21 protein-coding genes are annotated in these 23,913 nt (G+C 70.5%); 12 read left to right on the top strand and 9 right to left on the bottom strand.

The genetic code is table 11. The features are described 5' to 3' along the window. Window positions 1-70: 70 nt before the first annotated feature. Both ABEU20_RS19865 and ABEU20_RS19860 read right to left on the bottom strand, forming a co-directional pair. Entirely contained in the window at window positions 71-865 is a 795-nt protein-coding gene (locus ABEU20_RS19865; RefSeq protein ID WP_420166093.1) for a peptidylprolyl isomerase, read from the bottom strand. Continuing rightward, window positions 865-1,719: a peptidylprolyl isomerase gene (locus ABEU20_RS19860; protein ID WP_420166092.1), complete on the bottom strand. Its 855-nt coding sequence runs from the start codon at window positions 1,717-1,719 to the stop codon at window positions 865-867. Before ABEU20_RS19860 ends, ABEU20_RS19865 begins: the two co-directional genes overlap by 1 nt. Window positions 1,720-1,914: 195 nt before the next feature. Here ABEU20_RS19860 and ABEU20_RS19855 point away from each other — a divergent pair, with 195 nt between their 5' ends. The 5 genes from ABEU20_RS19855 (at window position 1,915) to ABEU20_RS19835 (ending at window position 8,338) form a co-directional block, all read left to right on the top strand. Beyond that, window positions 1,915-2,595 carry an MBL fold metallo-hydrolase gene (locus ABEU20_RS19855; RefSeq protein WP_420166091.1) on the top strand — a complete coding sequence of 227 codons (681 nt, stop codon included), beginning with the start codon at window positions 1,915-1,917 and terminating at the stop codon, window positions 2,593-2,595. Between the two features lie 15 nt (window positions 2,596-2,610). Then, window positions 2,611-3,891, top strand: a complete 1,281-nt coding sequence (gene hisS, locus ABEU20_RS19850; protein ID WP_420166090.1) for a histidine--tRNA ligase — start codon at window positions 2,611-2,613, stop codon at window positions 3,889-3,891. A gap of 46 nt (window positions 3,892-3,937) precedes the next feature. Beyond that, complete coding sequence (locus ABEU20_RS19845) at window positions 3,938-4,519, top strand: hypothetical protein (protein WP_420166273.1); 582 nt, start codon at window positions 3,938-3,940, stop codon at window positions 4,517-4,519. Between the two features lie 105 nt (window positions 4,520-4,624). After that, window positions 4,625-7,228 (top strand): helix-turn-helix transcriptional regulator, encoded by a 2,604-nt coding sequence (locus tag ABEU20_RS19840; protein WP_420166089.1) that lies wholly within the window; start codon window positions 4,625-4,627, stop codon window positions 7,226-7,228. 105 nt (window positions 7,229-7,333) lie between these two features. Next, window positions 7,334-8,338, top strand: coding sequence for a malate dehydrogenase (locus tag ABEU20_RS19835; RefSeq protein WP_420166088.1), 1,005 nt, complete (start codon window positions 7,334-7,336; stop codon window positions 8,336-8,338). Window positions 8,339-8,379: 41 nt separating this feature from the next. On the opposite strand, the gene ABEU20_RS19830 is transcribed toward ABEU20_RS19835, so the two are convergent. The 3 genes from ABEU20_RS19830 to ABEU20_RS19820 all read right to left on the bottom strand — a co-directional run bounded on the left by ABEU20_RS19830 (window position 8,380) and on the right by ABEU20_RS19820 (window position 10,838). Further along, a complete protein-coding gene (locus tag ABEU20_RS19830) occupies window positions 8,380-9,741 on the bottom strand; it encodes a hypothetical protein (protein WP_420166087.1) in 1,362 nt (453 codons plus the stop codon). Then, window positions 9,738-10,049 carry a type VII secretion target gene (locus tag ABEU20_RS19825; protein WP_420166086.1) on the bottom strand — a complete coding sequence of 104 codons (312 nt, stop codon included), beginning with the start codon at window positions 10,047-10,049 and terminating at the stop codon, window positions 9,738-9,740. Before ABEU20_RS19825 ends, ABEU20_RS19830 begins: the two co-directional genes overlap by 4 nt. Window positions 10,050-10,130: 81 nt before the next feature. Further along, a complete protein-coding gene (locus ABEU20_RS19820) occupies window positions 10,131-10,838 on the bottom strand; it encodes a TetR/AcrR family transcriptional regulator (RefSeq protein WP_420166085.1) in 708 nt (235 codons plus the stop codon). A gap of 243 nt (window positions 10,839-11,081) precedes the next feature. Here ABEU20_RS19820 and ABEU20_RS19815 point away from each other — a divergent pair, with 243 nt between their 5' ends. From ABEU20_RS19815 to ABEU20_RS19785, 7 genes are all read left to right on the top strand, one after another. Beyond that, the gene (locus ABEU20_RS19815; RefSeq protein WP_420166084.1) at window positions 11,082-12,617 is read left to right on the top strand and encodes an amino acid permease; all 1,536 of its coding nucleotides are present in this window, start codon (window positions 11,082-11,084) and stop codon (window positions 12,615-12,617) included. A 4-nt stretch (window positions 12,618-12,621) separates the two neighbouring features. Beyond that, entirely contained in the window at window positions 12,622-13,509 is an 888-nt protein-coding gene (locus ABEU20_RS19810; RefSeq protein WP_420166272.1) for an urea amidolyase associated protein UAAP1, read from the top strand. Next, window positions 13,506-14,168: an urea amidolyase associated protein UAAP2 gene (locus ABEU20_RS19805; protein ID WP_420166083.1), complete on the top strand. Its 663-nt coding sequence runs from the start codon at window positions 13,506-13,508 to the stop codon at window positions 14,166-14,168. Before ABEU20_RS19810 ends, ABEU20_RS19805 begins: the two co-directional genes overlap by 4 nt. Further along, complete coding sequence (locus ABEU20_RS19800; protein ID WP_420166082.1) at window positions 14,165-16,150, top strand: 5-oxoprolinase/urea amidolyase family protein; 1,986 nt, start codon at window positions 14,165-14,167, stop codon at window positions 16,148-16,150. The genes ABEU20_RS19805 and ABEU20_RS19800 overlap by 4 nt, the downstream gene beginning before the upstream one ends. Window positions 16,151-16,303: 153 nt before the next feature. Then, complete coding sequence (locus tag ABEU20_RS19795) at window positions 16,304-17,788, top strand: MFS transporter (RefSeq protein ID WP_420166081.1); 1,485 nt, start codon at window positions 16,304-16,306, stop codon at window positions 17,786-17,788. Between the two features lie 14 nt (window positions 17,789-17,802). After that, a complete protein-coding gene (locus ABEU20_RS19790) occupies window positions 17,803-18,360 on the top strand; it encodes a TetR/AcrR family transcriptional regulator (RefSeq protein ID WP_420166080.1) in 558 nt (185 codons plus the stop codon). A 505-nt stretch (window positions 18,361-18,865) separates the two neighbouring features. After that, window positions 18,866-19,429 carry a hypothetical protein gene (locus ABEU20_RS19785; RefSeq protein ID WP_420166079.1) on the top strand — a complete coding sequence of 188 codons (564 nt, stop codon included), beginning with the start codon at window positions 18,866-18,868 and terminating at the stop codon, window positions 19,427-19,429. A 165-nt stretch (window positions 19,430-19,594) separates the two neighbouring features. Here ABEU20_RS19785 and ABEU20_RS19780 read toward each other — a convergent pair whose 3' ends face one another. From ABEU20_RS19780 to ABEU20_RS19765, 4 genes are all read right to left on the bottom strand, one after another. Continuing rightward, window positions 19,595-20,437, bottom strand: a complete 843-nt coding sequence (locus ABEU20_RS19780) for a F510_1955 family glycosylhydrolase (protein WP_420166078.1) — start codon at window positions 20,435-20,437, stop codon at window positions 19,595-19,597. Between the two features lie 53 nt (window positions 20,438-20,490). Continuing rightward, window positions 20,491-22,050, bottom strand: a complete 1,560-nt coding sequence (locus ABEU20_RS19775) for a multicopper oxidase family protein (RefSeq protein WP_420166077.1) — start codon at window positions 22,048-22,050, stop codon at window positions 20,491-20,493. A gap of 134 nt (window positions 22,051-22,184) precedes the next feature. Then, a complete protein-coding gene (locus ABEU20_RS19770) occupies window positions 22,185-23,132 on the bottom strand; it encodes a M56 family metallopeptidase (RefSeq protein WP_420166076.1) in 948 nt (315 codons plus the stop codon). After that, window positions 23,129-23,506: a BlaI/MecI/CopY family transcriptional regulator gene (locus ABEU20_RS19765; protein WP_420166075.1), complete on the bottom strand. Its 378-nt coding sequence runs from the start codon at window positions 23,504-23,506 to the stop codon at window positions 23,129-23,131. Before ABEU20_RS19765 ends, ABEU20_RS19770 begins: the two co-directional genes overlap by 4 nt. Between the last annotated feature and the right edge of the window lie 407 nt (window positions 23,507-23,913).

Below are 23,913 nucleotides of genomic sequence, written 5' to 3'. Positions count from 1 at the left end.
GCTGACACAAAGTTGAAGGGTCCCTTCGCGCGCTCCACGCGCACGAAGGGACCCTTCAGCTGTCGGGGGGTCAGGCGACCTTGGCGGTCGCGATGGTGACCGTGTCGGTCGGTGCACCGTCGCTCGGGGCGGTCGAGCCGTCGACGCCCGCCGCCGCGATCTTGTCCAGGGTCGCGAGGCCCTCGTCAGAGATGGTGCCGACCACGGTGTAGTTCGGCTGGAGCAGCGAGTCCTCGAACACCAGGAAGAACTGGCTGCCGTTGGTATCGACGCCGGCGTTGGCCATCGCGACGGTGCCGCGCGGGTACACGACGGGGTTGTTCAGCGCCGGGTCGTTCGCCGCGAACTGGTTGGTCGGGTACTCGTTGGCATACCGGTAGCCGGGTCCACCGTTTCCGCGACCGCTGGGGTCACCGCACTGGAGCATGCCGAGGCCGGGGGCAGTGGAGATCCGGTGGCAGGGCGTGTTGTCGAAGTAGCCCTGCTCGGTGAGACTGACGATGCTGTTGACGCTGCACGGCGCCTCGCCGCGGTCGAGCGTCATGCCGATCGGGCCCTGCCCGGTGGTCAATGCGACGCCGACGGTGCCCGCCGTGGACACACCGGTCCCGTTCGGCGGCTGCACGTCCTTCGCGGCCGCGCCGGCCGCCGGGTACGTGCAGTCGACGGTCGGTGCCGCCGGTGCCGACGGCGCGGGCAGCGCCGGGTACTGCGACAGGTCGATCTTCGGGGCCTCGGGGGTGGTCCACATGCTCGACGAACTCGTCGAGCCGGCGGTGTCGGACGAGTTGCCGTCGTCGCTACCGCAGGCGGTCAGGAGGAGGGCGAGGCCGAGTCCGGCCGCCGCGAATGCCGTGCGCTTCATCAATCCAACCTCACGCTCGTGATGTCGACAGGAGTGGCGGGTTTGCCGTCGGCGCCGCCGCCTTCGGCGCCCGCCGCGGCGATCTTGTCGACAGTCGCGAGCCCGGTCTCGTCGATCGTGCCGAAGACCGTGTACTGCGGCGGCAGCGTCGAGTCGCCGTAGACGAGGAAGAACTGGCTGCCGTTGGTGCCCGCACCGGCGTTGGCCATCGCGATGGTGCCGCGCTTGTAGGTGACGGGCGTCTGTGCGGCGAGGTCGTCCGGCGCGTACTGATCGGTGGGGAACTCGTTGGCGAACTGGTAGCCCGGTCCGCCGGTGCCGGTGCCGGTCGGGTCACCGCACTGCAGCACCTTCAGCGAATCGCTGGTGGTGAGGCGGTGGCAGGTGGTGGCGTCGAAGTAGCCCTGCTGGGCGAGGCTGACGAAACTGTTGACGGTGCAGGGGGACTCGGCGTTGTTCAGCGTCAGCCCGATGGGGCCCTGCGTCGTCTCCATGCTCGCACTGACCGTCGCGGGCGTCGTCGGGATTCCCTCGGCGCGCGGCGGGGTGTTCGGCTTCGCGGCCGCCTCGGCCGGGGTGTAGGCGCAGTTGACGAGATCGGGCAGCGGCTCGGCGCGTCCCGCGGGCATCGCAGCGGCGCTGGGCGTCTCGGACGCGGCGGTGTTCTCCGTCGAGTTGTCGTCCTTGCCGGACAGCGTGACGACGACGGCGCCGACCGCGACCACGACGATGGCACCGACGATCGACCCGGCGATCGTCATCTGCTTGCGCTTCCGTGCGCGTTCGGCACGCCGTTCGAGCTGGCGTTCCAGCTTTCGTTTCGCAGCCTCACGGCGCTGCTGATTGCTCGGCACTGCAGTCGTCCTCCCGTACATCTCGTTCGGTTTGTTCGGAAATCTCCCGTGGTGCCCGTCACCGCACATGGGACATGCGCGAGTCTGCCACCTCAACCTGAGAGGATCCTGGCGGGGCGACGGCCTAGGCTGTACTGATCCACTCCGGACCCCGTTCGACCCCGTTAACCGCCCCGTACTCTAGGAGTTGTCGCCGTGCTCGTCACCGGATTCCCCGCCGGAATGTTCCAGACCAACTGTTACATTCTCGCGCACGACGACTCCGGGGAGTGTGTCGTCGTCGATCCGGGCCAGGACGCGGCCGAGCCGCTGATGCAGTTTCTCGCGCAGTCGGAACTCGACCCCAAGGCGGTGCTGCTCACGCACGGTCACCTCGACCACACGTGGTCGGTGCATCCGGTGTGCGAGCACTACGGAATCCCGGCGTACATCCATCCGGAAGACCGGTACATGCTCACCGATCCGGCGCGCGGTATCGGGTCGTCGATGAGCCAGATGATCGCGGGCGTCGAGTTCCGGGAACCCGGCGAGGTGATCGAGATCGCCGACGGTGACGAGTTGACCGTCGCCGGAATCGACTTCGTCGTCGACCACACGCCCGGTCACACACAGGGTTCGGTGGTGTTCCGCACCGAGATCGAGACCGAGGACGGTCCGCTCCAGGTGGCGCTGACCGGCGACACGCTGTTCCAGGGTTCGATCGGCCGCAGCGACCTGCCCGGCGGCAACCACGACCAGTTGCTGCAGTCGATCGCGCGGAAGTTGTTGGTGCTCGACGACACCACCGCGATCCTGCCCGGGCACGGGGGCTCGAGCTCGATCGGCCAGGAACGCGCGGCCAACCCGTTCCTCGTTGGACTGACCGCCTCCCAGTAAGGAAAAGTAAGCACCGTGAGTAAGTCAGGCCTCAGCAGCTTCTCGGCGCCCAAGGGCGTTCCCGACTACGTACCGCCGCAGTCCGCGGAGTTCGTCGCCGTGCGCGACGGACTGACCCGCGCCGCCCGGCTGGCGGGCTATGGACACATCGAGCTCCCGATCTTCGAGGACACCGGGCTGTTCGCCCGCGGCGTCGGGGAGTCCACCGACGTCGTCTCGAAGGAGATGTACACGTTCGCCGACCGCGGCGACCGTTCGGTGACGCTGCGTCCCGAGGGCACGGCCGGCGTGATGCGTGCGGTGATCGAGCACGGTCTCGACCGCGGACAGCTTCCGGTCAAGCTCAGCTACGCCGGGCCCTTCTTCCGCTACGAGCGGCCGCAGGCGGGCCGCTACCGGCAGCTGCAGCAGGTCGGTGTCGAGGCGATCGGCGTCGACGACCCCGCACTCGACGCCGAGGTGATCGCGATCGCCGACGCGGGCTTCCGCGGCCTGGGACTGGACGGTTTCCGCCTCGAGATCACCTCGCTCGGCGACGACACCTGCCGTCCGCAGTACCGGGAGCGCCTGCAGGAGTTCCTGTTCGGGCTCGATCTGGACGAGGACACCCGTCGCCGCGCGGAGATCAACCCGCTGCGTGTGCTCGACGACAAGCGTCCGCACGTCAAGGAGATGACGGCCGACGCGCCGCTCATGCTCGACCATCTGTCGGAGAGTGCCAAGGCGCACTTCGACCAGGTCCTCGCGCATCTCGACGCGCTCGGGGTGCCGTACGTCGTCAACCCGCGCATGGTCCGCGGCCTCGACTACTACACCAAGACGACGTTCGAGTTCGTCCACGACGGCCTGGGCGCCCAGTCCGGCATCGGCGGCGGCGGACGCTACGACGGTTTGATGGCGCAGCTGGGTGGGCAGCCGCTGTCGGGCATCGGCTTCGGCCTGGGTGTCGATCGGACGATCCTCGCGCTCGCGGCCGAGGGGAAGTCCGCCGGCAGTCCGGCCCGGTGCGAGGTCTTCGGGGTGCCGTTGGGCTCGGCCGCGAAGTCCGAGATGGTGAAGATCGCCCACGGGCTGCGTGCCGCGGGTATCCGCGTCGACATGGTGTACGGCGACCGCGGCGTCAAGGGCTCGATGAAGGCGGCGGACCGTTCCGGCGCCCGCCTGGCGCTGGTCCTCGGCGACGAGGACCTTGCGGCCGGCACCGTCGCGGTCAAGGACCTCAGCAACGGCGAGCAGACGTCGGTGTCGATGGAAGGTGTTGTCGCGCAGATCGGTTCGATTCTTGCCGACGCCTGACGGGCGGGCGGGGGAGGAGTTCTCCCTCGACCTGATCCCGGCGGCGATGCTCGCACCACGCATGCGCAGGGTCGCGCTCATCGCAGTCCTCATCGGGATCGTGGTGGGCGCCGTGGTGGCGTTCTTCGCAGCGCCACTGGTCGCGCTCGTGGTCGCAGCGGTGATCGCGTTGCCCACCGCGGTGTCGGCACTGCTGGCCACGCGGCGTCGAATCTGGCTGGCCGGGACGACGATCCACGCCTCCAACGGGCTGATCGAGAAGCGGGTCGACGTCGCGCAGGCGGTGAGCGTCGAGTTCGTGGTGCGCGCCGCCCGGATCAGCCAGGTCGCTGTCCGGATCGGTGACGGGCGGGTCGTCCGCACCGTCCCGCTCGCGCTCTACACCGCCGACGGCGGCCGGGAACTCGACGTGCTCGGCCTGCGCAAGCTCGCCGACGCGCTGTCGGCGAGCGAGGTGGCCCCCGCGGCCGGGGCGGCGTCGCTGCTGATCGACCAGTTGCGGGCGGAGGCGCGCGGCGCGGGCCTCGAGGAACGGCCGCTGTACCGCGCCGTCGCCCTGGTCCGCGACGCGGGGCGGGTGCCACAGACGACCCTGACCGACGAGGAAGTGGCGGGGTTGTCCAGCTGATCCGCGCCGAATGCGGTCGAACCGGACCGACCGTGCAGTAACTCCCTGATTGCGGGTTGCTCGGTTCGATGCGCCGGGCCCGCCGACAGGATTATCGTTCGAAGCATGGTCGGTCTCTGGCCCGTCCTGGACCGCAGGGCTGCGTTTGAGGGCGCGCAGGAACTGCTCCGCGACGGAAGGTCGTGCGGAGTGGTGCTGGTCGGTACCGCGGGTGTCGGCAAGACGACGATGGCCCGAGAACTCGTGGGTTCGCTGACCGGCGAGGCTCGCTGGATCGTCGGCACCGAGTCCACCCAGAGCATTCCCCTCGGGGCGTTCGCGCCGCACCTGGCCCGAACCACATCGCGTGACCCGGTGGTCGCTCTCCGGGCGGTCCGGGACGTGCTGGCCGAGGACGGGGCGGCCCCGGACGGCGGCGCCGCCATCGTCGGTGTCGACGACGCGCATCTGCTCGACGAGTTCTCCGCGGGCCTCGTGCACCAACTGGCCGTGGGCCGGGACGTGCGACTCGTCGTCACCGTCCGCAGCGGCGCCCCGGTCCCGTCGGCGATCGAGGCGCTGTGGAAGGACGGTCTGCTCACCCCGTTCGTGGTGAAGCCGTTCACCCGTGAGGAGATGGACGAGGAACTGCACCAGGTGCTCGGTGCCCCGGTCGAGCGGTTCAGTGCGGACGCCATCTGGGATGCGTCGGAGGGAAACCCGCTGTTCCTGCGACACCTCGTGGAGGGCGCGCTCGACGGCGGCACGCTGCGCCGGTCCGGCGGGGTCTGGCAGTTGCGGGGCCGGCCGGGAGTGTCCGCGGCGCTGGCGTCGCTGCTCGAGTCGCGGTTCGCCCGCACCCCGCGCGACGCGCTCGACGTCGTTGACTACCTGGCGTTCTGCGAGCCGCTCGAGCTCGAGGTACTCAGTGAACTCGTCAGCCGCCGGTCGATCGAGGAGGCCGAGCGCCTGGATCTGGTCCGCATGAGGAACGTCGGCAACGCCCATGTCGTGCGGCTGGCCCATCCGCTGTTCGGCGAGGTGATCCGCGACCGGGCGGGAGTGCTCGCCGCGCAGCGGATCAAGCGGCGGCTGGTGGAGGTGCTGCGCGAATCGCCGGACCCGGGCGTCGTCACGTCGATGCGGATCGCGGAGCTGGCCGTGGAGTCGGGTGTCGAACCCGACCCCGAACTGCTGGTGCGCGGCGCAGAGGACGCGATCGCGATGGCGAGCCTGGAACTCGGTGCCCGCCTGGCCGGGGCCGCCGTGCTCCGCGGAGGCGGTTTCGACGCGTCGTTCGCGCTCGGGCGCGCGCTGATGTGGCAGGGCAAGGGCGACGAGGCCGAGGAGGTCTTCGCGGCCGTCGATCCGGACGAACTGTGCGAGTACGACGTCGCGCGATGGTTGCTGACCCGAGTCGCGAGCCTCTATCTCGAGGCCGGCAGGCCCCAGGAAGCGGTGACTCTCTTCCGGCGTGAACGCGATCGGATCACCGACCCGATGCTGGCGGTGTCGGTCGTGGCCCTGGACGCAGTGCTGCACCTCTACGACCGAGACCTGGGGACGGCAATTGCCCTGGCCCGGCAGGTGGAGGCGGCGCCGGAAGCGCACCCGTGGGCCCGTGCGAGCGGTGTCTTCGCCGGGGTGGCCGCGCTGACGGTGTCGGGGCGCGGCCTCGAGGTGGGCGCGCTCGCGGCGTCCGCGTGGGAGGCGATCTCCCACGGCGACGGCCTGCTGCGTTTCCACATCGGCTACTTCGAGGTGCTCGCGCTGACGCTCGTCGGGCGGCTGTCGGTGGCGGAGTCGACGGCGGCGCGCTACCGGGAGATGGCGGCAGGTCAACCGAACAGTGCGGCGCTGGCCGATGTGGCGTCCGGCGTCGTCGAACTGACCGGCGGACGACTGGACGACGCCGCCGAGCACTTGACCGAGGCGCTCGCGGTGCTCGACCGCGAGACCCGCTCCGAGTGGATGCTGCTGGCCGCCGTGAGCCTGTGCCAGGTGCGGGCCGCGCAGGGCAGGGGCGCCGACGCGGCGGCCGCGCTCGCGATCGCGGAACGCAACTCCGGCCCCGAACTCGCGTTCTTCGACCCGTTGATCGACATCGCGCGGGCCTGGGTGGCGGGTTCGGCGGGGGAGGTGTCGGCGGCCGTGCACGCGGCCCGGCGTGCCGCAGAGCTCGCGGCACAGTCGGGACAGTACGCCGTCGAGGCGATCGCGCTCGACGTCGCGACGACGTTCGGCGACTACTCGACCGTGAGCCGGCTCGACCAACTCGCCGCTGTCGTGGACGGTCCGTTCGCCCGGGTCGCGGCGGCGCGGGCCCAGGCGCTCGCGAAGGCCGACGGCCCGTCGCTCGATGCGCTCGCGGCCGAGTTCGAACGCAGCGGGACGCTGCTGGCGGCCGCCGACACCTACGCGCAGGCGGCGACGGCCTACTCGCGGTCCAGCGATCGGCGCGGCGAGCTGACGTCCGCGGCCAAGGCGCACTGGCTTGCGTCGCGCTGCGACGGGGCCACCACGCCGGCGCTGGCGAAGGCCGCCCGCCCGCTTCCGCTGACCGACCGCGAACGCGAGGTCGCGGTGCTGGTGGGCCGGGGACTGTCGAACAAGGACATCGCCCGTCGCTTGGTGCTGTCGGTGCGCACCGTCGAGGGCCACATCTATCGCGCATGCGAGAAGCTGGCGCTCAGTCACCGCAGCGATCTGGCGAAGCTCGTCCAGGTGTGACGGACTGCACGATCCGAGATGGTCGTGGTATGTGACCGATCCCATTCTCCTGCGGTCGAATTCATGCCTACGGTGGAGGCTACGACTTCGATTCGAGGAGGCGGTATGCACACTGCACCTGCCGACCAGGCGCCCGTCACGGTCACCGTCACCGGTGCATCCGGCCAGATCGCCTACGGTCTGCTGTTCCGGATCGCCGCGGGTGACATGCTCGGCCCCGACGCCCCCGTCCGGCTGCGCTTGCTCGAGATCCCGGCGGCCGTCCGCGCCGCGGAGGGCGTCGCGATGGAACTCGAGGACGGCGCGTTCCCGCTGCTGAGCGACGTGGAGATCACCGACGATCCGACGATCGGATTCGACGGCGCGAGCGTCGCGATGCTGGTGGGCGCCCGGCCCCGCACGCAGGGCATGGAGCGGGGCGACCTGCTCGCCGCCAACGGCGCGATCTTCACCACGCAGGGGCGGGCCATCGAGGCCGCGGCCGCCGACGACGTCAAGGTCCTCGTCGTGGGCAACCCCGCGAACACCAACGCGCTCATCGCGATGAACAACGCGCCCGGCGTGCCGCGCACCCGGTTCAGCGCGCTGACCCGGCTCGATCACAATCGGGCCATCGCGCAGTTGGCGCACCGGACCGGAGAGCCCGCCGCGTCGATCCGGCGGATGACGGTGTGGGGTAACCACTCGGCAACCCAGTACCCGGACCTGTCTCACGCTTTCGTCGGCAACAAGCCCGCCGAGGACGCGGTCTCGGACCGGACGTGGATCGAGGACACCTTCATCCCGACAGTCCAGCAGCGCGGATCCGCGATCATCGAGGCGCGCGGTTCGTCGTCCGCGGCGAGCGCCGCGAGCGCGGCGATCGACCACGTGCGCGACTGGACCGCCGGCACGTCCGACGGCGACTGGGTGTCGATGGCGGTGTGCTCCGACGGTTCCTACGGCGTTCCGGAGGGGCTGATCAGCTCGTTCCCCGTCACCTGCGCCGATGGTGAGTTCCGGATCGTGCCGAATCTCGACATCGACGATTTCTCCCGCGCGAGGATCGACCTGTCGGTGGCCGAGCTCGCGCAGGAACGCGACGCCGTCCGCGCGCTCGGCCTCGTCTGACGACGGGGACCGATGACGACGGGGACCGAGCGCGCCGGACGTCAGCCCACGGCCGGGTCGTCGCTTTCGAGTTCGTCGAACCCGGTGAGCTCGTCGAACTCGACGCTGCCGATCACGGCGGGTGCGACCATGGGCAGCTCGCCGACGACCTCGTCGCTCGGTGCGGCGGTGGCCAGGAGGCCGGTTCCACTGCGGTGCACCGTGTCGTCGTAGGCGCCGCGCGGCTGTGATCCCATTCCGGTCGGCGCGTAGCCGGGAGCCGTGGGGTTGCCGGATGACGCGCGGACGCCCGTGTCGGGGCTCGCGGTGGTCGGCGGGGCGACCGCCGCGGGCTGCGCGGCCGACGGTCCACGGCCCGCCGATCCGGCCAGGGTCCCCACACCGCCAGCGCCGCCCGCGACGAAGCCGGGCACGAACCCGCCGCCGGCGCCGCCGGATGCACCGGCCCCTCCGCCGAACGAGGATGCGGTGGGCGCGAACTCCCGCCCCGAAACGGACGTGACGCTCGCGGAATGGGTCCGCGCCGGAAGCGAATCCCCTTGCTGTCCGGACGATTCGACGAGTGTCCTGCCGACGGACTCGAGCACCGACCCCGCGATCGCGATGGGTGACTGCCCACCCGCTGCCAGCAGGCCCGCCGCGGGCGCCGGAGGTGTGGGGACCGGGATCTCGGCGCCCAGCGCAGTCATCGCGGACTGGTGGCCGGCCAGTTCGGCGCGGGTCGCGGCGACCACCGAGAGCGCGCGTTGCAGATGATCGGCCGCCGCGGCCAGGAGCATCGTCTGGCCCGGGGGAGTGAGTGCCACCGGCGCCGCGGCGACAGCGGTCGCCACGAACGACTCGGCGACCGCGACGAGCTGGGCGTTGCCGCGCGAGACCGTGGCGGCGGCGTCCTGCGTGACGGACGCGATCGCGTTGCCGCGCTCGCTGAGCTGCTCGCCGGTGATCCGGACCTGCTCTCCCTGGGACTGCGCGGCGAGCGCCGCCGGTCCCTCCCACGCGCCGTCCAGGGCGCGCAGACCGGAGGCGCCCATCGACAGCGCCGTGTCGACGACCGACGACGACTGTCGCAACAGCACGGTGGGATCGAAGCCGCCGAACGATCCGGTGCCGAACGCGCTCGCGAGGTCGGCCACCGGCTGCAGCAACTGATCGATACCGGGCAACGGTGGTAGCGGCGGCAGTTCGGGAAGTGGCGGAAGCGCGGGAAGCGGCGGCAGCGCCCCCGCGGCGATGTCCGTGAACGGCGTGTTCAGCACCGGACCGAGCGGCGACGCGGCGAGCGCCTCCATCGGCGTCTGCGGAACCGGCATGTCCAGGACCGGTCCGACGGGTGAGGCCTGCAACAGGTCCAGCACGGTCGGCTGGGCCGGATCCGCGGTCGGCTCGGGCGTCGTCGTCATGCGTCGTCCCCCAGAGCGCTGCGGGCGTCGCCCAGGACGCGTCCGGTGGCGTGGTCGGTCACGTCGTACGCGTCGGCGATCGCGTGGGCGACCGCCCCGGTGCCCGCGTAATGGTTCGCGAGAGCGGCGACCGACCGCGCGTGTGCGGTCTGCGTGGCCGCGAAGGTAGCCAGGAAATCGGCGCCGATCGCGCCGAAAACCGGTGTCAGTGCCGCGACGTTCGCCGCGAGGTCCAACCCGCCCGCGGTCGCGATGTGTGTCGCGGCCCCCGCCGCGACGTCCCCGTACACCCGAATCTCATCGGGCACAGCAGAAAACCCGTCCATGATGACCCCCCATCGTTCGACTCGGGTCACACTGTAACCGACCGGCCGACCCGTGGACGGTCCTCACCGCCGGGGCTGTGGACAACTCCCTGTGAGCCGGTCGAGTTCCGCGCGTGCGACGGCTCTGACCTCGGTTGCCGGCCCGGAACGGCCCAGCACTCGCAGGACCGAGTCCGCCACGAGGTCGGGAGCCGGCGCCTGCGCCGGGGCGTCGGACCGGTCGACGGCGGCATCCGATCGTGCATTGATCGTCGCCTCCACGAGCCGGAACGGCAGCGACGCAGCCTCGGGTCCCACATCCGGATCACCGATCACCGCGATCGCCTCGAGAGCGAACTCGGTGTACAGCGCCATGAGTTCGATACGGAGCGAGCGGAATTCGGCGAAGCGGTCCGTCGTCACCTCGGGTAGCAGATAGAGGGCGCCGAGATTCCAGCGCGACTCGGCGAGTTGCGCGGCGTCGAACAGGGTCAGTGCGTAGAGGCGGACGACGGGGTCGCGGCAGTCCCGTTCCAGCGCCTCCGCGCACGCCAGGGGAGCGGTGACGGTGTCGAGCAGCAGGGCGGCGAGGATGTCGTCCTTGGTCGCGAAGTGGTGATACATCGACGCCTGCCGGATGCCGACGGCGTCGGCGATCATCCGCGTCGAGGTGCCGGTGAATCCGCGCGTCGTGAACAGTTCGGCCGCGGCGTCGAGGATCTCGTCTCGCGCGGTCGCGCCCGGCCGCGTACGCGTCTTCAGTCGTGGCCGTCCGGCGCCGGTCGTCGTCATGGCTCCATCCTTACAGGAAAGTGCTGCACAGCGTTTCGTGGTCCTGACCTGCGATTGTGAGCGACCGGACACCGGTCCGTAACCGGGGACACGCGTCGGCAACGGAAATAGCCTGTCGCGACCCACGATCGCAACCTGCGTGACATCGTGCGCGTCGTTCCGGCCCGAAAACTGTCGAGTGACAGAAACCGGTACCCGGGATTTCCGGGGAGGTGACGCTTTCCGTCTCTCGCAGGAGGGTTCATGACAGCCACCGTGACGACAGCGTCGAGCGACCGGGGCGACCTGGCCGAGTTCGGCTACGAGCAGCAGTTGCACCGCTCCCTCGGGAAGTTCGGGTCCTTCGCGGCCGGCTTCTCGTTCGTCTCGATTCTCACGACGATCTTCCAGCTGTTCGGGCTGGGCTTCGGCTTCGCCGGACCGGCGTTCTTCTGGACCTGGCCCGTGGTGTTCCTCGGCCAGTTCACGGTCGCGTTGTGCTTCGCCGAGATGGCGGCGCGCTATCCGATCTCCGGTGCGATCTACCAGTGGGCCCGGCGCCTCGGCGGCGCGCTCGCCGGCTGGTTCGCGGGCTGGTTCATGATCATCGCGCAGATCGTTACCGCGGCCGCCGCCGCGATCGCGTTGCAGGTGGTGCTGCCGTCGATCTGGAGCGGCTTCCAATTGATCGGCGACGATCCCGCTCTCACCTCGCCGGACGGCGCTGCCAACGCGGTCCTGCTGGGCTCGATCCTCCTGGTGCTCACGACCACGATCAACTGCATCGGCGTGAACTGGATGTCGCGCATCAACAGTATCGGCGTGACGTGCGAGATCGTCGGGGTCGTCGCCGTGATCGGAATGTTCTTCACCCACGCTCAGCGAGGCCCGGACGTCGTCTTCGACACCGGTGTCGCCGGCTCGCAGCCCGGATACATCTGGGCCTGGATCGTGTCGGGCCTGATGGCCGCGTACGTAATGGTCGGCTTCGGCTCGGCGGGCGAGCTGGCCGAGGAGACGCACAATCCGCGTCGGGTCGCGCCGCGGACGATCCGCCTCGCGCTGTCCGTGTCGGCGCTCGGCGGTGGCCTGATGATCGTCGGCGCGCTGATGGCTGCCCCGAGCCTCACCGACGGGCGCCTGGCCACCGAGGGCCTGCCGTACGTGCTGACCTCGATCCTGAGTTCGCCGTGGGGGACGCTGCTGCTGGTGGACGTCGCGATCGCGGTGTTCGTGTGCACCCTCGCGATCCAGACCGCCGCGTCCCGGCTGATGTTCGGAATGGCGCGCGACGGCAAGCTGCCCGCCAGCGACGTGCTCGCGAAGGTCAATCCCCGCACGGGAACTCCGATCGCCCCGAGCGTGCTGATCGGACTGCTGTGCATCGCCGTGCTGGCCGTGAACGTCGGCAACTCCGCGATCTTCGCGACGCTCTCGAGCGTGTGCATCGTCCTGATCTACCTCGCGTACCTCATGGTGACGGTGCCGATGCTCGTGCGCCGCCTGTCGGGGCGCCCGCTGGGCGGACCCGACGTCGACTCCGACGGCCGAAAGCTGTTCTCGCTGGGCGTGTTCGCGATTCCCGTCAACATCGCCGCCGTCGCCTACGGCGCCCTCATGGTCGTCAACCTGTCCTGGCCGCGCGCCGAGATCTTCAACCCCACAGGGGCGTACCCGATTCTGCAGTGGGCCGCCCCGCTGGCGGTACTCGCCGTGGTACTCGCCGGCGCCGCCTGTTACTCGTCGCGGGGCACCTCGCGCAGCGACCGAGTCCCCAACCCCGTCACGATCGGAGCCTGAAGTGATTACACCCGATCTCGTCGACCTCGTCGACCTCGTCGACGACACGTCCACCACCGCCACCGCCCGCGCGCACGCCCGTGCGCAGGCCGGGACGAGCACCGACGCGATGCCGGTCCTGCCCGCCTCGGCCTGGCCGACCCCGCCGGAGGGGGTCCGCGCGGATCGGCTCGTGTGGGCCGAGACGGTTCCCGGCGGCCGATACGCGTCCAGGGTGCTCGCCCGAGGCACCCGGATCCGGCTGCGGGACCTCGACGGCAACGCATGCGCCCACGTCCTGCTCTTCCGCGCCGACGCCCCCTGGGAGCGGCTCAACGTCGCCGACACCGTCAAGGTTCCGTGGCAGGCCTACCTCGGTGCCGGGCATCCGCTGCTCTCCGACGCCGGCCGCGTCCTCGCCACCGTCGTCGCCGACACCTCGGGACACCACGACGCGCTGTGCGGCACCACGAGCGTGGCGGCGAACGTGGCGAAGTACGGTGCCGGCGCCCTGCATTCGGCGTCGCCCGCCGGACGCGAGCTGTTCACGGTCGCCGCCGCCAAACACGATCTGGCTCCGCGGGATCTGCCGCCGTCGCTGTCGTTCTTCCACGGCGTGCGCGTCGGGCCGGACGGCGCCCTCGCCGGTACCGGAACGGCGGGTGCCGGGGCGCACGTCGACCTGCTGCTGCATCTGCCGGTGATCGTGCTGGTCGCCAACACTGCGCACCCCCTCGATCCCGCGCCGGAGTTCGCCACCACCGCAGTCGAGATCCTCGCCTGGTCCGCTCCCAGCGACCTCGCCGCACTCCCGAACGACGACCCCGAATACCGGCGTGCGGTCCTCAACACCGAGGACGCCTGGACTGCGCTGCACGGCGCCGCCGATTCCGATGGAAAGGACGCACGATGACCACCCTGCTCTCCGCCGCCGACCTGGCCCTCGTGCCGGGAGAGGTCGTCCTCGACGAAACCGTCGCCCCGCGCGGACCGTGGTCGGCGGTCGTCGCCGCGGGCGATGTCCTCACCATCGTCGACCTGCACGGCAACCAGGCGGTCGACACCCTGATCTACGCGGCCGGAGATCACTCCCGGCGCTACTCGGCGGCGGCCACGGTCGTCGGCGGGCGCAACCTGTTCCTCACCACCGACAGCGTGCTGCGTGACGACGACGGAAGCCCGCTCATGACGATCGTCGCCGACGAGGTGGGCAACCACGACACGGTCGGCGGCGCCTGCTCACAGGAGTCGAACACCCTGCGCTACGGCCACCACACCAAGCACCAGCACGCGTGCGTCGAGAACTTCCTGATCGAGGGCGCCCGCTGGGGGCTGGGCAAACGTGACCTGGTCTCGAACATCAACTTCTTCATGAATGTCCCCGTCGACCCGGACGGCGCGCTCGGCATCGTCGACGGCCTGTCCGCGCCGGGAAAGCGCCTGGCGCTGCGCGCCGACGTCGACGCGCTGGTGCTGGTCTCGAACTGCCCTCAGATCAACAACCCCTGCAACGGCTTCGATCCCACGGCCGTCCGCATGATCGTCACTCGACCGCAGGAGGTGCGGCCATGACTGCCAAGTGCACGGTGCTGCGACCCGGAATGGGCACCACGGTCCAGGACTACCCGGGCCGGACCGGGTACTGGCAGATCGGGGTGCCGCCATCGGGCCCGATGGACGACCTGTCGTTCCGTCTCGGCAACGTCGCGCTCGGAAACGCTGAGGGCGCGGCGGGTTTCGAGGCCGTGATGGCCGGCCCGGCGCTGCGGTTCGACGAACCCACGCACGTGTGCGTCACGGGTGCGCCGACCACCGTGTCCGTCGACGGCGCGCGCGTCCCGCAGTGGCGGCCGGTGCTCGTGCCGGCCGGGGGAGTGCTCGACGTCGGCGCCGTGTCCGGACCGGGACTGCGCGTCTACGTCCTGATCGCCGGTGGCCTCGACGTCCCCGAATTCTTCGGTAGCGCTTCCACCTTCACACTGGGGCGCTTCGGCGGGCTCGACGGTCGGACGTTGCGCGAGGGCGACGTCCTGGCCCTCGGCGATGCGCCGGTGTCGGCACCGGCGGCGGTCCCGGCCGATGCGGTGCCGGCGCTGTCACAGAGGTGGGAGATCGCCGTGACCGAGGGGCCGCACGGCGCGCCGGAGTTCTTCACCCGCGCCGACATCGACACGCTGTACCGCACCGACTACGAGGTGCACTTCAACTCCGACCGCACCGGGGTACGGCTGATCGGCCCGCAGCCCGACTGGGCTCGGCCCGCCGGCGGCGAGGCCGGGCTGCATCCGTCGAACATCCACGACAACGCGTACTCGATCGGTGCTCTGGACTTCACGGGCGACACCCCGATCCTGCTCGGCCCCGACGGGCCCAGCCTCGGCGGCTTCGTCTGCCCGGTCACGGTGGTCGCCGCCGACCGCTGGAAGCTCGGCCAGCTCGCGCCCGGCAACACCGTGCGCTTCGTCCCGGTCCGCGCCGACCGGGCCGCGTCGCGGCGGGACCTCGGGCTCGGCCGCCGGGCCGGCATGCCCGCGGTGCTCTCCACCGGAGGAGACGGCGACGACGGTGTGCTCGCCCGCCGCGATGGCGACACCGCGGTCACCTACCGCCGTTCGGGAGACGACAACGTCCTCGTCGAGTACGGCGACCTGGCGCTCGACCTGGCGCTGCGGGCGCGGGTGCACGCGCTGCACCGGCGGCTCGAGGCCGAGCGACCGGCGGGCCTGCTCGACCTGACGCCGGGGATCCGGTCGCTGCAGGTGCGGGTCGATCCGGACGTGCTGCCGGTTACCTCGCTCCTCGGCCTGCTGGCGGAGGCCGAGGAGCAGATCCCCGCCGCCAACGAGCTGGTGGTCCCGAGCCGCACCGTCCGGATGCCGCTGTCGTGGGACGACCCCGCGACCCGCGAGGCGATCGCGCGGTACATGCACGGTGTGCGCGCGGATGCGCCCTGGTGTCCGTGGAACATCGAGTTCATCCGACGCATGAACGGCCTCGACTCGGTGAACGACGTGTTCGACACCGTCTTCGGCGCCGACTACCTGGTCCTCGGCCTCGGCGACGTGTACCTGGGGGCGCCGGTCGCCACACCGCTCGATCCGCGGCACCGGCTGGTCACGACCAAGTACAACCCGGCGCGGACCTGGACGCCGGAGAACGCGGTGGGCATCGGCGGCGCCTACCTGTGCATCTACGGGATGGAGGGCCCGGGCGGCTACCAGTTCGTCGGCCGCACCACGCAGGTGTGGAATCACCGGCATCCGCAGGTGTCCGGGCCGTTCGAGGACGGGACGCCGTGGCTGCTGCGCTTCTTCGACCGGATCTCGTGGTACCCGGTCGAACCCGACGAACTGCTCGATCTGCGGGCCGATCTGGCGGCCGGCCGGGGATCCGGTGGGATCGAGATCGCCGACGGCAGCTTCTCGTTGGCCGAGCACGAACGGTTCCTCGCGGACAATGCGGCCTCGATCGAGACGTTCCGGGCGAAGCAGGCGATCGCGTTCGCCGACGAGCGACGGCGATGGGCCGACGCCGGCGAGTTCGCCCGGCGCTGAGGGCTCGATCACATCTCCCTCGTGGCGGGACGGCGATTTGCCACCGCGGGGTGAATGGGTGTTCACTCCAAGGTGAACGCTCATTCACCCCGGTCGTTCCGGAGCCGCTTCCCGCGGCCCCGGCGTCCGGCTCGCATGTCCGGAGATGATCCATTGGCCGCACGATCCCTCGTCACCGCGCTCCCCGGGGAGAAGGCGTCGCCGCGTCGCTCCAGCGCTCTGATGACCGCGGTGCTGTGCCTGTGCGGCACCCTCGTCTCGCTGCAGCAGACACTGGTCGTGCCGTTGCTGCCGGACCTGCGTCACATCCTGGACGTCAGTGCCGACAACGCGTTCTGGCTGGTCACGATCACGCTGCTGAGTGCGGCGGTGGCCACCCCGATCGTTTCGCGCCTGGCCGACATGGTCGGTAAGAAGCGCATGATGATGGTCTCGATGTCGGTGATGGTCAGCGGTTCGCTGCTCGCCGCGATCGGCGGCACCTTCGTCACGGTGCTCATCGGCCGCGGCATGCAGGGCTTCGCGTCGTCGCTCATCGCGGTCGGCATCGGAATCCTGCGGGACGAACTGCCTCGCGAGAAAGTGCCCGCAGCGACGGCGCTCATGAGTGCGACGCTCGGCATGGGCAGCGCGCTGGGGCTTCCGCTGGCCGGCGTGATCTATCCGCACCTGGGCTGGCACGCGATCTTCTGGATCTCCGCGGCAGCGGGAGCCGTGATGCTCGCGGCGGTCGCGTTCATCGTCCCCGAATCCAAGGTCCGCTCTCCCGGCCGGTTCGACATCGTCGGCGCCGTCATCCTCTCGGTGGCGCTCACCGGCCTGCTCCTCGGCATTTCCAAGGGCGGCGCCTGGGGCTGGGGCAGCGGCCGCGCACTGGGCTGCTTCGCGCTCGCGGCGATCGTGCTCGCAATCTGGATTCCGTACCAGCTGCGGGTCACCGACCCGATGGTGAACCTGCGGACGTCCGCGCGACGTCCGGTGCTGTTGACGAACATCGCGTCGATGATCGTCGGCTTCGCGATGTTCGCGAACATGCTGGCCACCACACAGCAACTTCAGATGCCCGAGAGCACGGGCTACGGGTTCGGGCTCAGTGTCCTCACGGCCGGCCTGTGCATGGTGCCGGCGGGCATGTCGATGGTGGTCTTCTCGCCACTGTCGGCGAAGATCACCGTGCGATTCGGTGCCCGGACGACGCTCATCACCGGCGCCCTCATCCTCGCGGCCGCCTACGTCATCCGGTTCTCGTTCAACGGCTCCGTCGCCCTGATCATCCTGGGGGCGATGGTCGTGAACATCGGCACGGCGATCACGTATTCGGCGATGCCCATCCTGATCATGCAGTCCGTGCCGATCACCGAGACGGCCGCGTCGAACGGGCTCAACTCGCTGGTCCGCTCGATCGGCACGTCGACGTCCAGTGCCGTCGTCACGGCGCTGCTGACCGCGATGACCATGGACGTCGCCGGCGTGCACCTGCCGACGCTCGACGCCTTCCGCACGGTCTTCGCGGTGGCGTGTGTGATGGCCCTGCTCGCCGCGGCGGTCGCGTGGTTCATTCCGCGGATGCCCCGGACGGTGCGTGTGTCGACCGTGGTCGAGGCCGCAGCCGAGGCCCGGGTGGAGACCGCATCGTGACTAGGGTGGGTGCGGTGAACGGAAAGTCCACGCGCGACAACATCATCGACGCCGCCCGTCGGCTGTTCTCCGAGCGCGGCTACACCGCCACGACGATCAAGGACGTCGCCGAACTGGCCGGCTACTCACCGGCGATGGTGATGAAGATGATGGGCAGCAAGGCCGAGTTGTACAAGGCGGCGGCGCCGACCCTGCCGTCGGTGGCCGACGACCCGCACTTCTGTGAGCACGAGGCCCCGGGATATCGACTGGTGCGCAACATCGTCGAGCGACGTGACGCCGAAGAGTCCGAACCGTGGGTGATGATGCCGCTGTTGATCCACGAGGCGCCGGATCGGAAGGCCGCGCAGGCCGACGCGCGCGAGCGCTACATCCGCGGGATCGCGGGCAAGATCGGTGACACCTCCGCCGACAAGTTGCCCACCCAGATGGTCGTCGCTGTCCTGCTCGGCCTCGCCGGCGGTATCCGGACGGTGGGAATCCTGTCCGCCGATGTGCTGGGGCCAGAAGACCTCGTCCGCCGCTACGGCGCCGTGGTCCAGTCGATCATCGACGGGATCCCGACGCCGTAGGCGGTGTTCGTCCGTGCCGACGCGCAGCCGGCGCGTCCCCGGCGATCGCCGCGAACCAGAGGCAGTCGACCGCCGTTGTGGCACAGTCGACCTGTCCGGGGGTAGACAGCGGGGGAGAAACGGTGCGGGGACGACGTGCAGTAGCGGGTGTGGCGGCAACGGGTCTTGCCCTCGTAGGGGCGGGCTGCGGAAGTGGAGGCTATGAAGCTTCTGACGACTCGGCCAATTCCGCGGCGGCGGCAACTGCGGCTCTGCCGGAGCGGGTAACCGTCGATCGACCGGGTCGGGTCGACATCGGCAATCCGGCTGATGAATTCCCTACCTGGCCGGGTCCGGAGCCCGCCGGGTTCCTGGGGCCCAGCCCACCCTCCGGCGAGCACGGAGAGATCATGGGCGCCCAGGCGGCCGCGGCGTATTCGGCGGCCCGCCACAATCCGGGCGCCCTCTGGAACGTGGACGGCATCGTCGAGTGGCTCGTCGTGAGCCCCGCGTCGTGAGCAGCGTCGTGACGAAGCTCCACAGGGCGTCGGTGCTGTGTGCGGGTGTGGCGATAGCGCTGGCAATGACCGGGTGCGCGACCGACGACGACCGACCAGCGACGAGCGTCGACATCCGGACGTTCGAGACTCGAACCGCGGTACCGCAGGTGGATTGCTCGTCCGGATCGGTATGGGAGTTCGGTCCCGCACGCCCCGGCACGGCCGAGAAGATGGTTCCGGACACCCCTCTGTTCGCCGAGGTGTGCCGCTACGACAGGCCCGGCGGAGAACAGACCCCGACCCCGACCCCGCCGCCGCTGACGGCGTCGGGTCGAATCGACGGTGCGGAACTGTCGGCTGTCGTGGACGCCTTCAACGCCGCCGCCGGCCCGGCGAATCCCCGCCGCTGCGGAGGGCCGGTGGGTGGCGGCCCGGACACTCTCGTGTGGGCCACCTTCCACTACGCCGACGGCCTCCCTGTGCGCGTCGCCTGGTCGGCACCGTGCCACCAGAGCGACAACGGCACCACGACTGCCGAGGGGCCGGCCGGTCCGATTCCGCCCTACTGGACCGACCCCGAACCGCGATAGCAACGACCGACGCCTGCGCGACCGTACGTTCCGTGATCGGGCGTGCCGGCCTGCCGCGGTGAGCAGGTGCGAGCGCTACGGGTCCTGTTGGTGTGCTCCCGGATTCTGTTCGGTCCCGCCCGCCGCGGCCGGCGTCCCTCCCGCAACGGGGCATGACGACGCCCGTCAGCGCAGGGTGTGCAGCTCTTGCGCGGTCGCCGCGTATGCGGTGTCGTAGTCGAGGGCGGTCAGGGCTTCGACGTCGCCGACCCGAGTGAACTCCTCCCAGGCCCGTCCGTCTCGGCTGCGCCACGCGTTGCCGCCGTCGTCCATGCCCCACAGTGAACCGTCGCGGCCTGCCGAGACCAGTCCCAGCGGCGGCGCCCCGGGAGTGGGCGCGAACGTGCGTGCACCGTCGGTGCTGAGCAGCGGCCCGTCCGGGGTGGCGGCCCAGATTCCGCCGGCGTTGACGGCCAGCGCCGACGCCCCGATGGCCGCACCCGGCGACCACGTCGCGCCCTCGTCCGCGGAGACCTGGATGCCCGACGACGTGTCGAAACCGACCAGGATGCGGCCGTCGCTCGCGAGGGCGTGGAAATCGACCTCGCCCACGAGCGAGCGCGACTCCCACGTCACGCCGCCGTCGGTACTCCGCGCGAGACCGAGCGGGTCGGGGGCTTCGCTCGACGGCCCCGGATGACCCGACGAGAAGAGTGTGTCGGTTCCGGGGATGCCGCTGAGTCCCATGAGGTCGTCGTCGGACGCGCCGATGCGCGTGGTGTTCCCGGACGGCGCGAGCGCGAGAAGGCCGGAATGCGTTCCGGCGAGCACTGTTCCGTCGGCATCGACGTGGAGACCGTGCAGGTGGTCCAGCTCGGGGCTCAGCGGCATGGTCGTCAGTCGCGGATTGATCACCGGGGTGGTGGTCGTCTCGGCGTCGGCAGTGCTCTGGGTGCCGCTGGTGCAGCCGGCGACGGCCAGTGCGGCCGCGGCGATCAAGGGTAGTGCGGCGGTACGGAATCGTGCCATCGAGTTCTTCTCCGTCGTCGGGGTGGGATGGGTGGTGCGCGGGAGCGTCGGGTTCAGCCGACGTAGGAGAGGACGGTCATCATCCCCGCCTCGCCGTGATACAGGTTGTGGCAGTGAACCATCCACTGTCCGGGATTGGTCGCGTCGAGGTCGACCTCCACGGTCCGGCCGGGAAGCACGAGCGAGGTGTCCTTGCGTGCGCCGGACCCGGAACTGTCCACCACCTGGTAGGTGTGCCCGTGGACGTGCATCGGGTGGAACATCATGGTGCCGTTGACGAAACGCAGGCGAACGCGTTCGCCCTCGGAGATCTCGAGGGGGATGTGGTCGGCGTAGGTGGCGCCGTTGATCGTCCATGTGTACCCCGACATCTCCATTCCGAGCACCAGGTCGTGAATGCGATCGGGCTCGCGAGCAGGCAGCCGGACGTCGGCCGGGGCGCGCAACTGCGCGCCCGTCACCGGGTTGGTGGTCAGTTCGGCCGGGCGGGCATCGGGACCGGGCGCCGCCCCGCCACCGGTCCGGAGGACGGCGAGAGCCTGGCCGTCCTTGCCCTCGGCGGAGGCGACGATCGGGAACGCGCCGTCGCCGAGCGTGACGGTGACGTCGAAGCGCTCACCCATGCCGATCAGCACGGAATCGGCTCCGAGAGGCTCGACCGGGAAACCGTCACTGTGGGTCACCGTCATCCGGTGACCGCCGACAGCGAACCGGAACGCGGTGTCCGCGGCCGCGTTGACGATCCGCAACCGGATGCGCAGACCGGGCCGGCCCGCGACCGTGATCGGGTCGACCGCCGTGCGTCCGTTGATCAGGTAGTGCGGGTACGCGACGTCCCCGGTGTCGGGGCCCAGCGGATTGGCCGGATCGGCACCCGTTCCCATCCCGCTCGTTCCCATCCCGCCCGTGCCGCCCATCGACCCGTGGTCCATGCCTCGCATGCCGCCCATCCCCGGCATGCCGTCCCGGCGCAGCGTCTCGAGCTGCTCGTCCGGGGTGCCGGCGGCACCGTCGAGCCAGTCGTCGAGGACGAGGACGGACTCGAGGTCGTAGTCCCGGCCGTCTGCGGGATCCTCGACGATCAACGGGGCGTACAGGCCGCGGTCCAATTGCATGCCGACGTGCGGGTGGAACCAGTGGGTGCCGGCGTCGGGCACGGTGAACTCGTAGCGGAACGCATCCCCGGGCCGTACCGCCGACTGCGTCAGGCCCGGGACCCCGTCCATGTCGTTGCGCAGGGCGATGCCGTGCCAGTGCACCGTCGACTCCTCCGGCAGGGCGTTGGCGAAGTCGACGCCGAGGACGTCGCCGCGCCGGACACGGATCTCGGGGCCGGGCACCCGGCCGTCGTAGGCCCACGTGTCGACGACGACGCCGCCGAGGTCGATCCGGTCCGGGCGTGCGCGCAGCGCCACGGGGACCGTGCGCCCGGTGCCGGTGCGCCGGGCCTGTTCGGCAGCGGTGACCGCGGGCGCACCCGGACCGACAGCCGTCGACGCGGTTGTGCCGGAACCGCACGCGGCGGCGACTGCGGCGGCGCCGATGCCGCCGGTGAGCAGCATGAATCGGCGGCGGGACAGGCCGCGCCGCGCAGGGGGGACTCGTTCGATCATTCGGGGGGCTCCTGGAAGTGGCGATCGTCCGATCGCTAGATCTACTGACCTACTTAGTAGGTTAGTAGAAATTTATCGGAGGTGCCCACGGGATGGCCCGGCTCACACGCGGGTCGTGCTGCGGTCCAGCCGGATCAGAGCAGTGTGGTGATGCACAGCATCCGGCCGGCGACGGCCAGTGCGGTGGCGCCGAGCGGGACTGCTGCGAGAAGGGTGATCGCCGCCCCGAGCTGGGCCCGGTTACGGACGCGGTCGCCGCGGCCCGCCGGCGAGGCGAGCCGGCCGGCCCGGTCGAGGACCGCGACGTCCCCTGCCCCCACGGCGCTGTCCGGAACCGGGCCCGCGCCGGTCAGTGCGACGAGCCCGTGCAGCAGCGTCCGCGGTTCGTGGGTGCGCATCGCCCGGTCGTCCGCGCACATCTCGAGCAGGCGGGCGATGTCGGCGGCGCCCGTCGTGAAGAGGGAGACGCGCGGAGCGGTGTCGGCGAGGGCACGCACGACTGCCAGGACCTGCGGGTGTCGCCCGCTGAGATGTGCACGCTCGTGCGCCAGCACCGCGTCGAGTTGGGGATGGTCGAGCGCCTTCAAGGCGCCGCTCGTCACCACGATCGCGTGCGGCCTTCCCGCGACGCAGTACGCGGCCCGCTCGGGTGCATCGAGTACGACGGCGTCGACACCGGCGATCCGGCGTCCCACCATGCGAGCGGAGCGGGCGTGCCCGAACGTCACGCGCCGCCGGTTGGCCAGGTCGCGCGTGAGCCGCACGCCCGCGCAGGCGACAGCCGTTGCCGCAGCAAGTGCCACGGCCGTGGTCGCGGACTGAGCGGCGGGAGTGCTGTGGGCTCGCGCGAACGCTTGCACGAGGTGTTCGCAGGCCTCCACGGCCGATGTTCCGGTGAGGGCCTCGGCGGCGATCACTCCGACGAACGCGGTCGACGCGAGCACCGCGGAAGCGATCGCCGCCAGCCAAGCGGCGACCCCCCATCGCGGCGCGATTCCGCTACGGGTCAGCCGCGGCAGGATTCGAGGTGCGGTGACGGCGATCGTGACGGCATACGCCGCCAGGCACGCCGCGGCGCTCATCCGTCGTCTCCCGGTGAGGTCAGACGGTCGAGCGCGATGCGCAGACTCGCCGACTGCTCCTCGGACATCTGCTCGATGAAGTGGGTGAGGACGAGGTCGGAGCGTCCACCGTCGTCGAAGGCGTCGCGCATCAGTCGAGCGGTGTGCTGTTCGCGGGTGAGCGTGGGCCAGTAGCTGAATGCCTTGCCGACCCGCTCGCGCTCGAGCCAGCCCTTGCGGTGCAGGTTGTCCATCGTGGACATCACCGTCGTGTACGCGATCGCACGCTCTTTCGCGAGCTGGTCGAAGACCTGCCGAACCGTGGCCGCGTCGCCGTGATCCCACAGTCGATCCATCACGACGGCCTCGAGCTCGCCGAATCCGCGAACACGCACACTTGCCTCCCGTTATCGTCGCCCTCAGGATACGACGCCGGGTGAGGTCCGGTCGCCGCGCGGAAACGTGTGGCAGGAACCGCCTACCGGGGTTCCGACCGATTGTTACGGTCTACGTACGTAGATAGTAGATAGCCTGGCGGCGTCCGCCGCCATCCTGTCCCGAGAGGCGGATCCACACGTCATGCACGCACTGCCACCTGCTCCGCAGCCGTACGGGGCCGTCGTGGTTCTCGTGCAGGGGTGGGGCGGAGGGTCGGGTTGCCGGAGCCGAAGGGGCAACGGCGGCAAGGGGAGTCGTCCTCGTTCTCGCGTGCTGCTCCGGGCTCGTTCCGGCGTCGGTCGACCGTACCGTCGGTTCCGCCCGCGCGATGTCGGGAATCCGCTGGTCGCAGCCGCATTCGGCG

It is taken from the genome of Rhodococcus parequi, from assembly GCF_046042785.1.
GTDB lineage: Bacteria > Actinomycetota > Actinomycetes > Mycobacteriales > Mycobacteriaceae > Prescottella > Prescottella parequi.
This window is presented reverse-complemented; position numbering and strand designations above follow the sequence as displayed.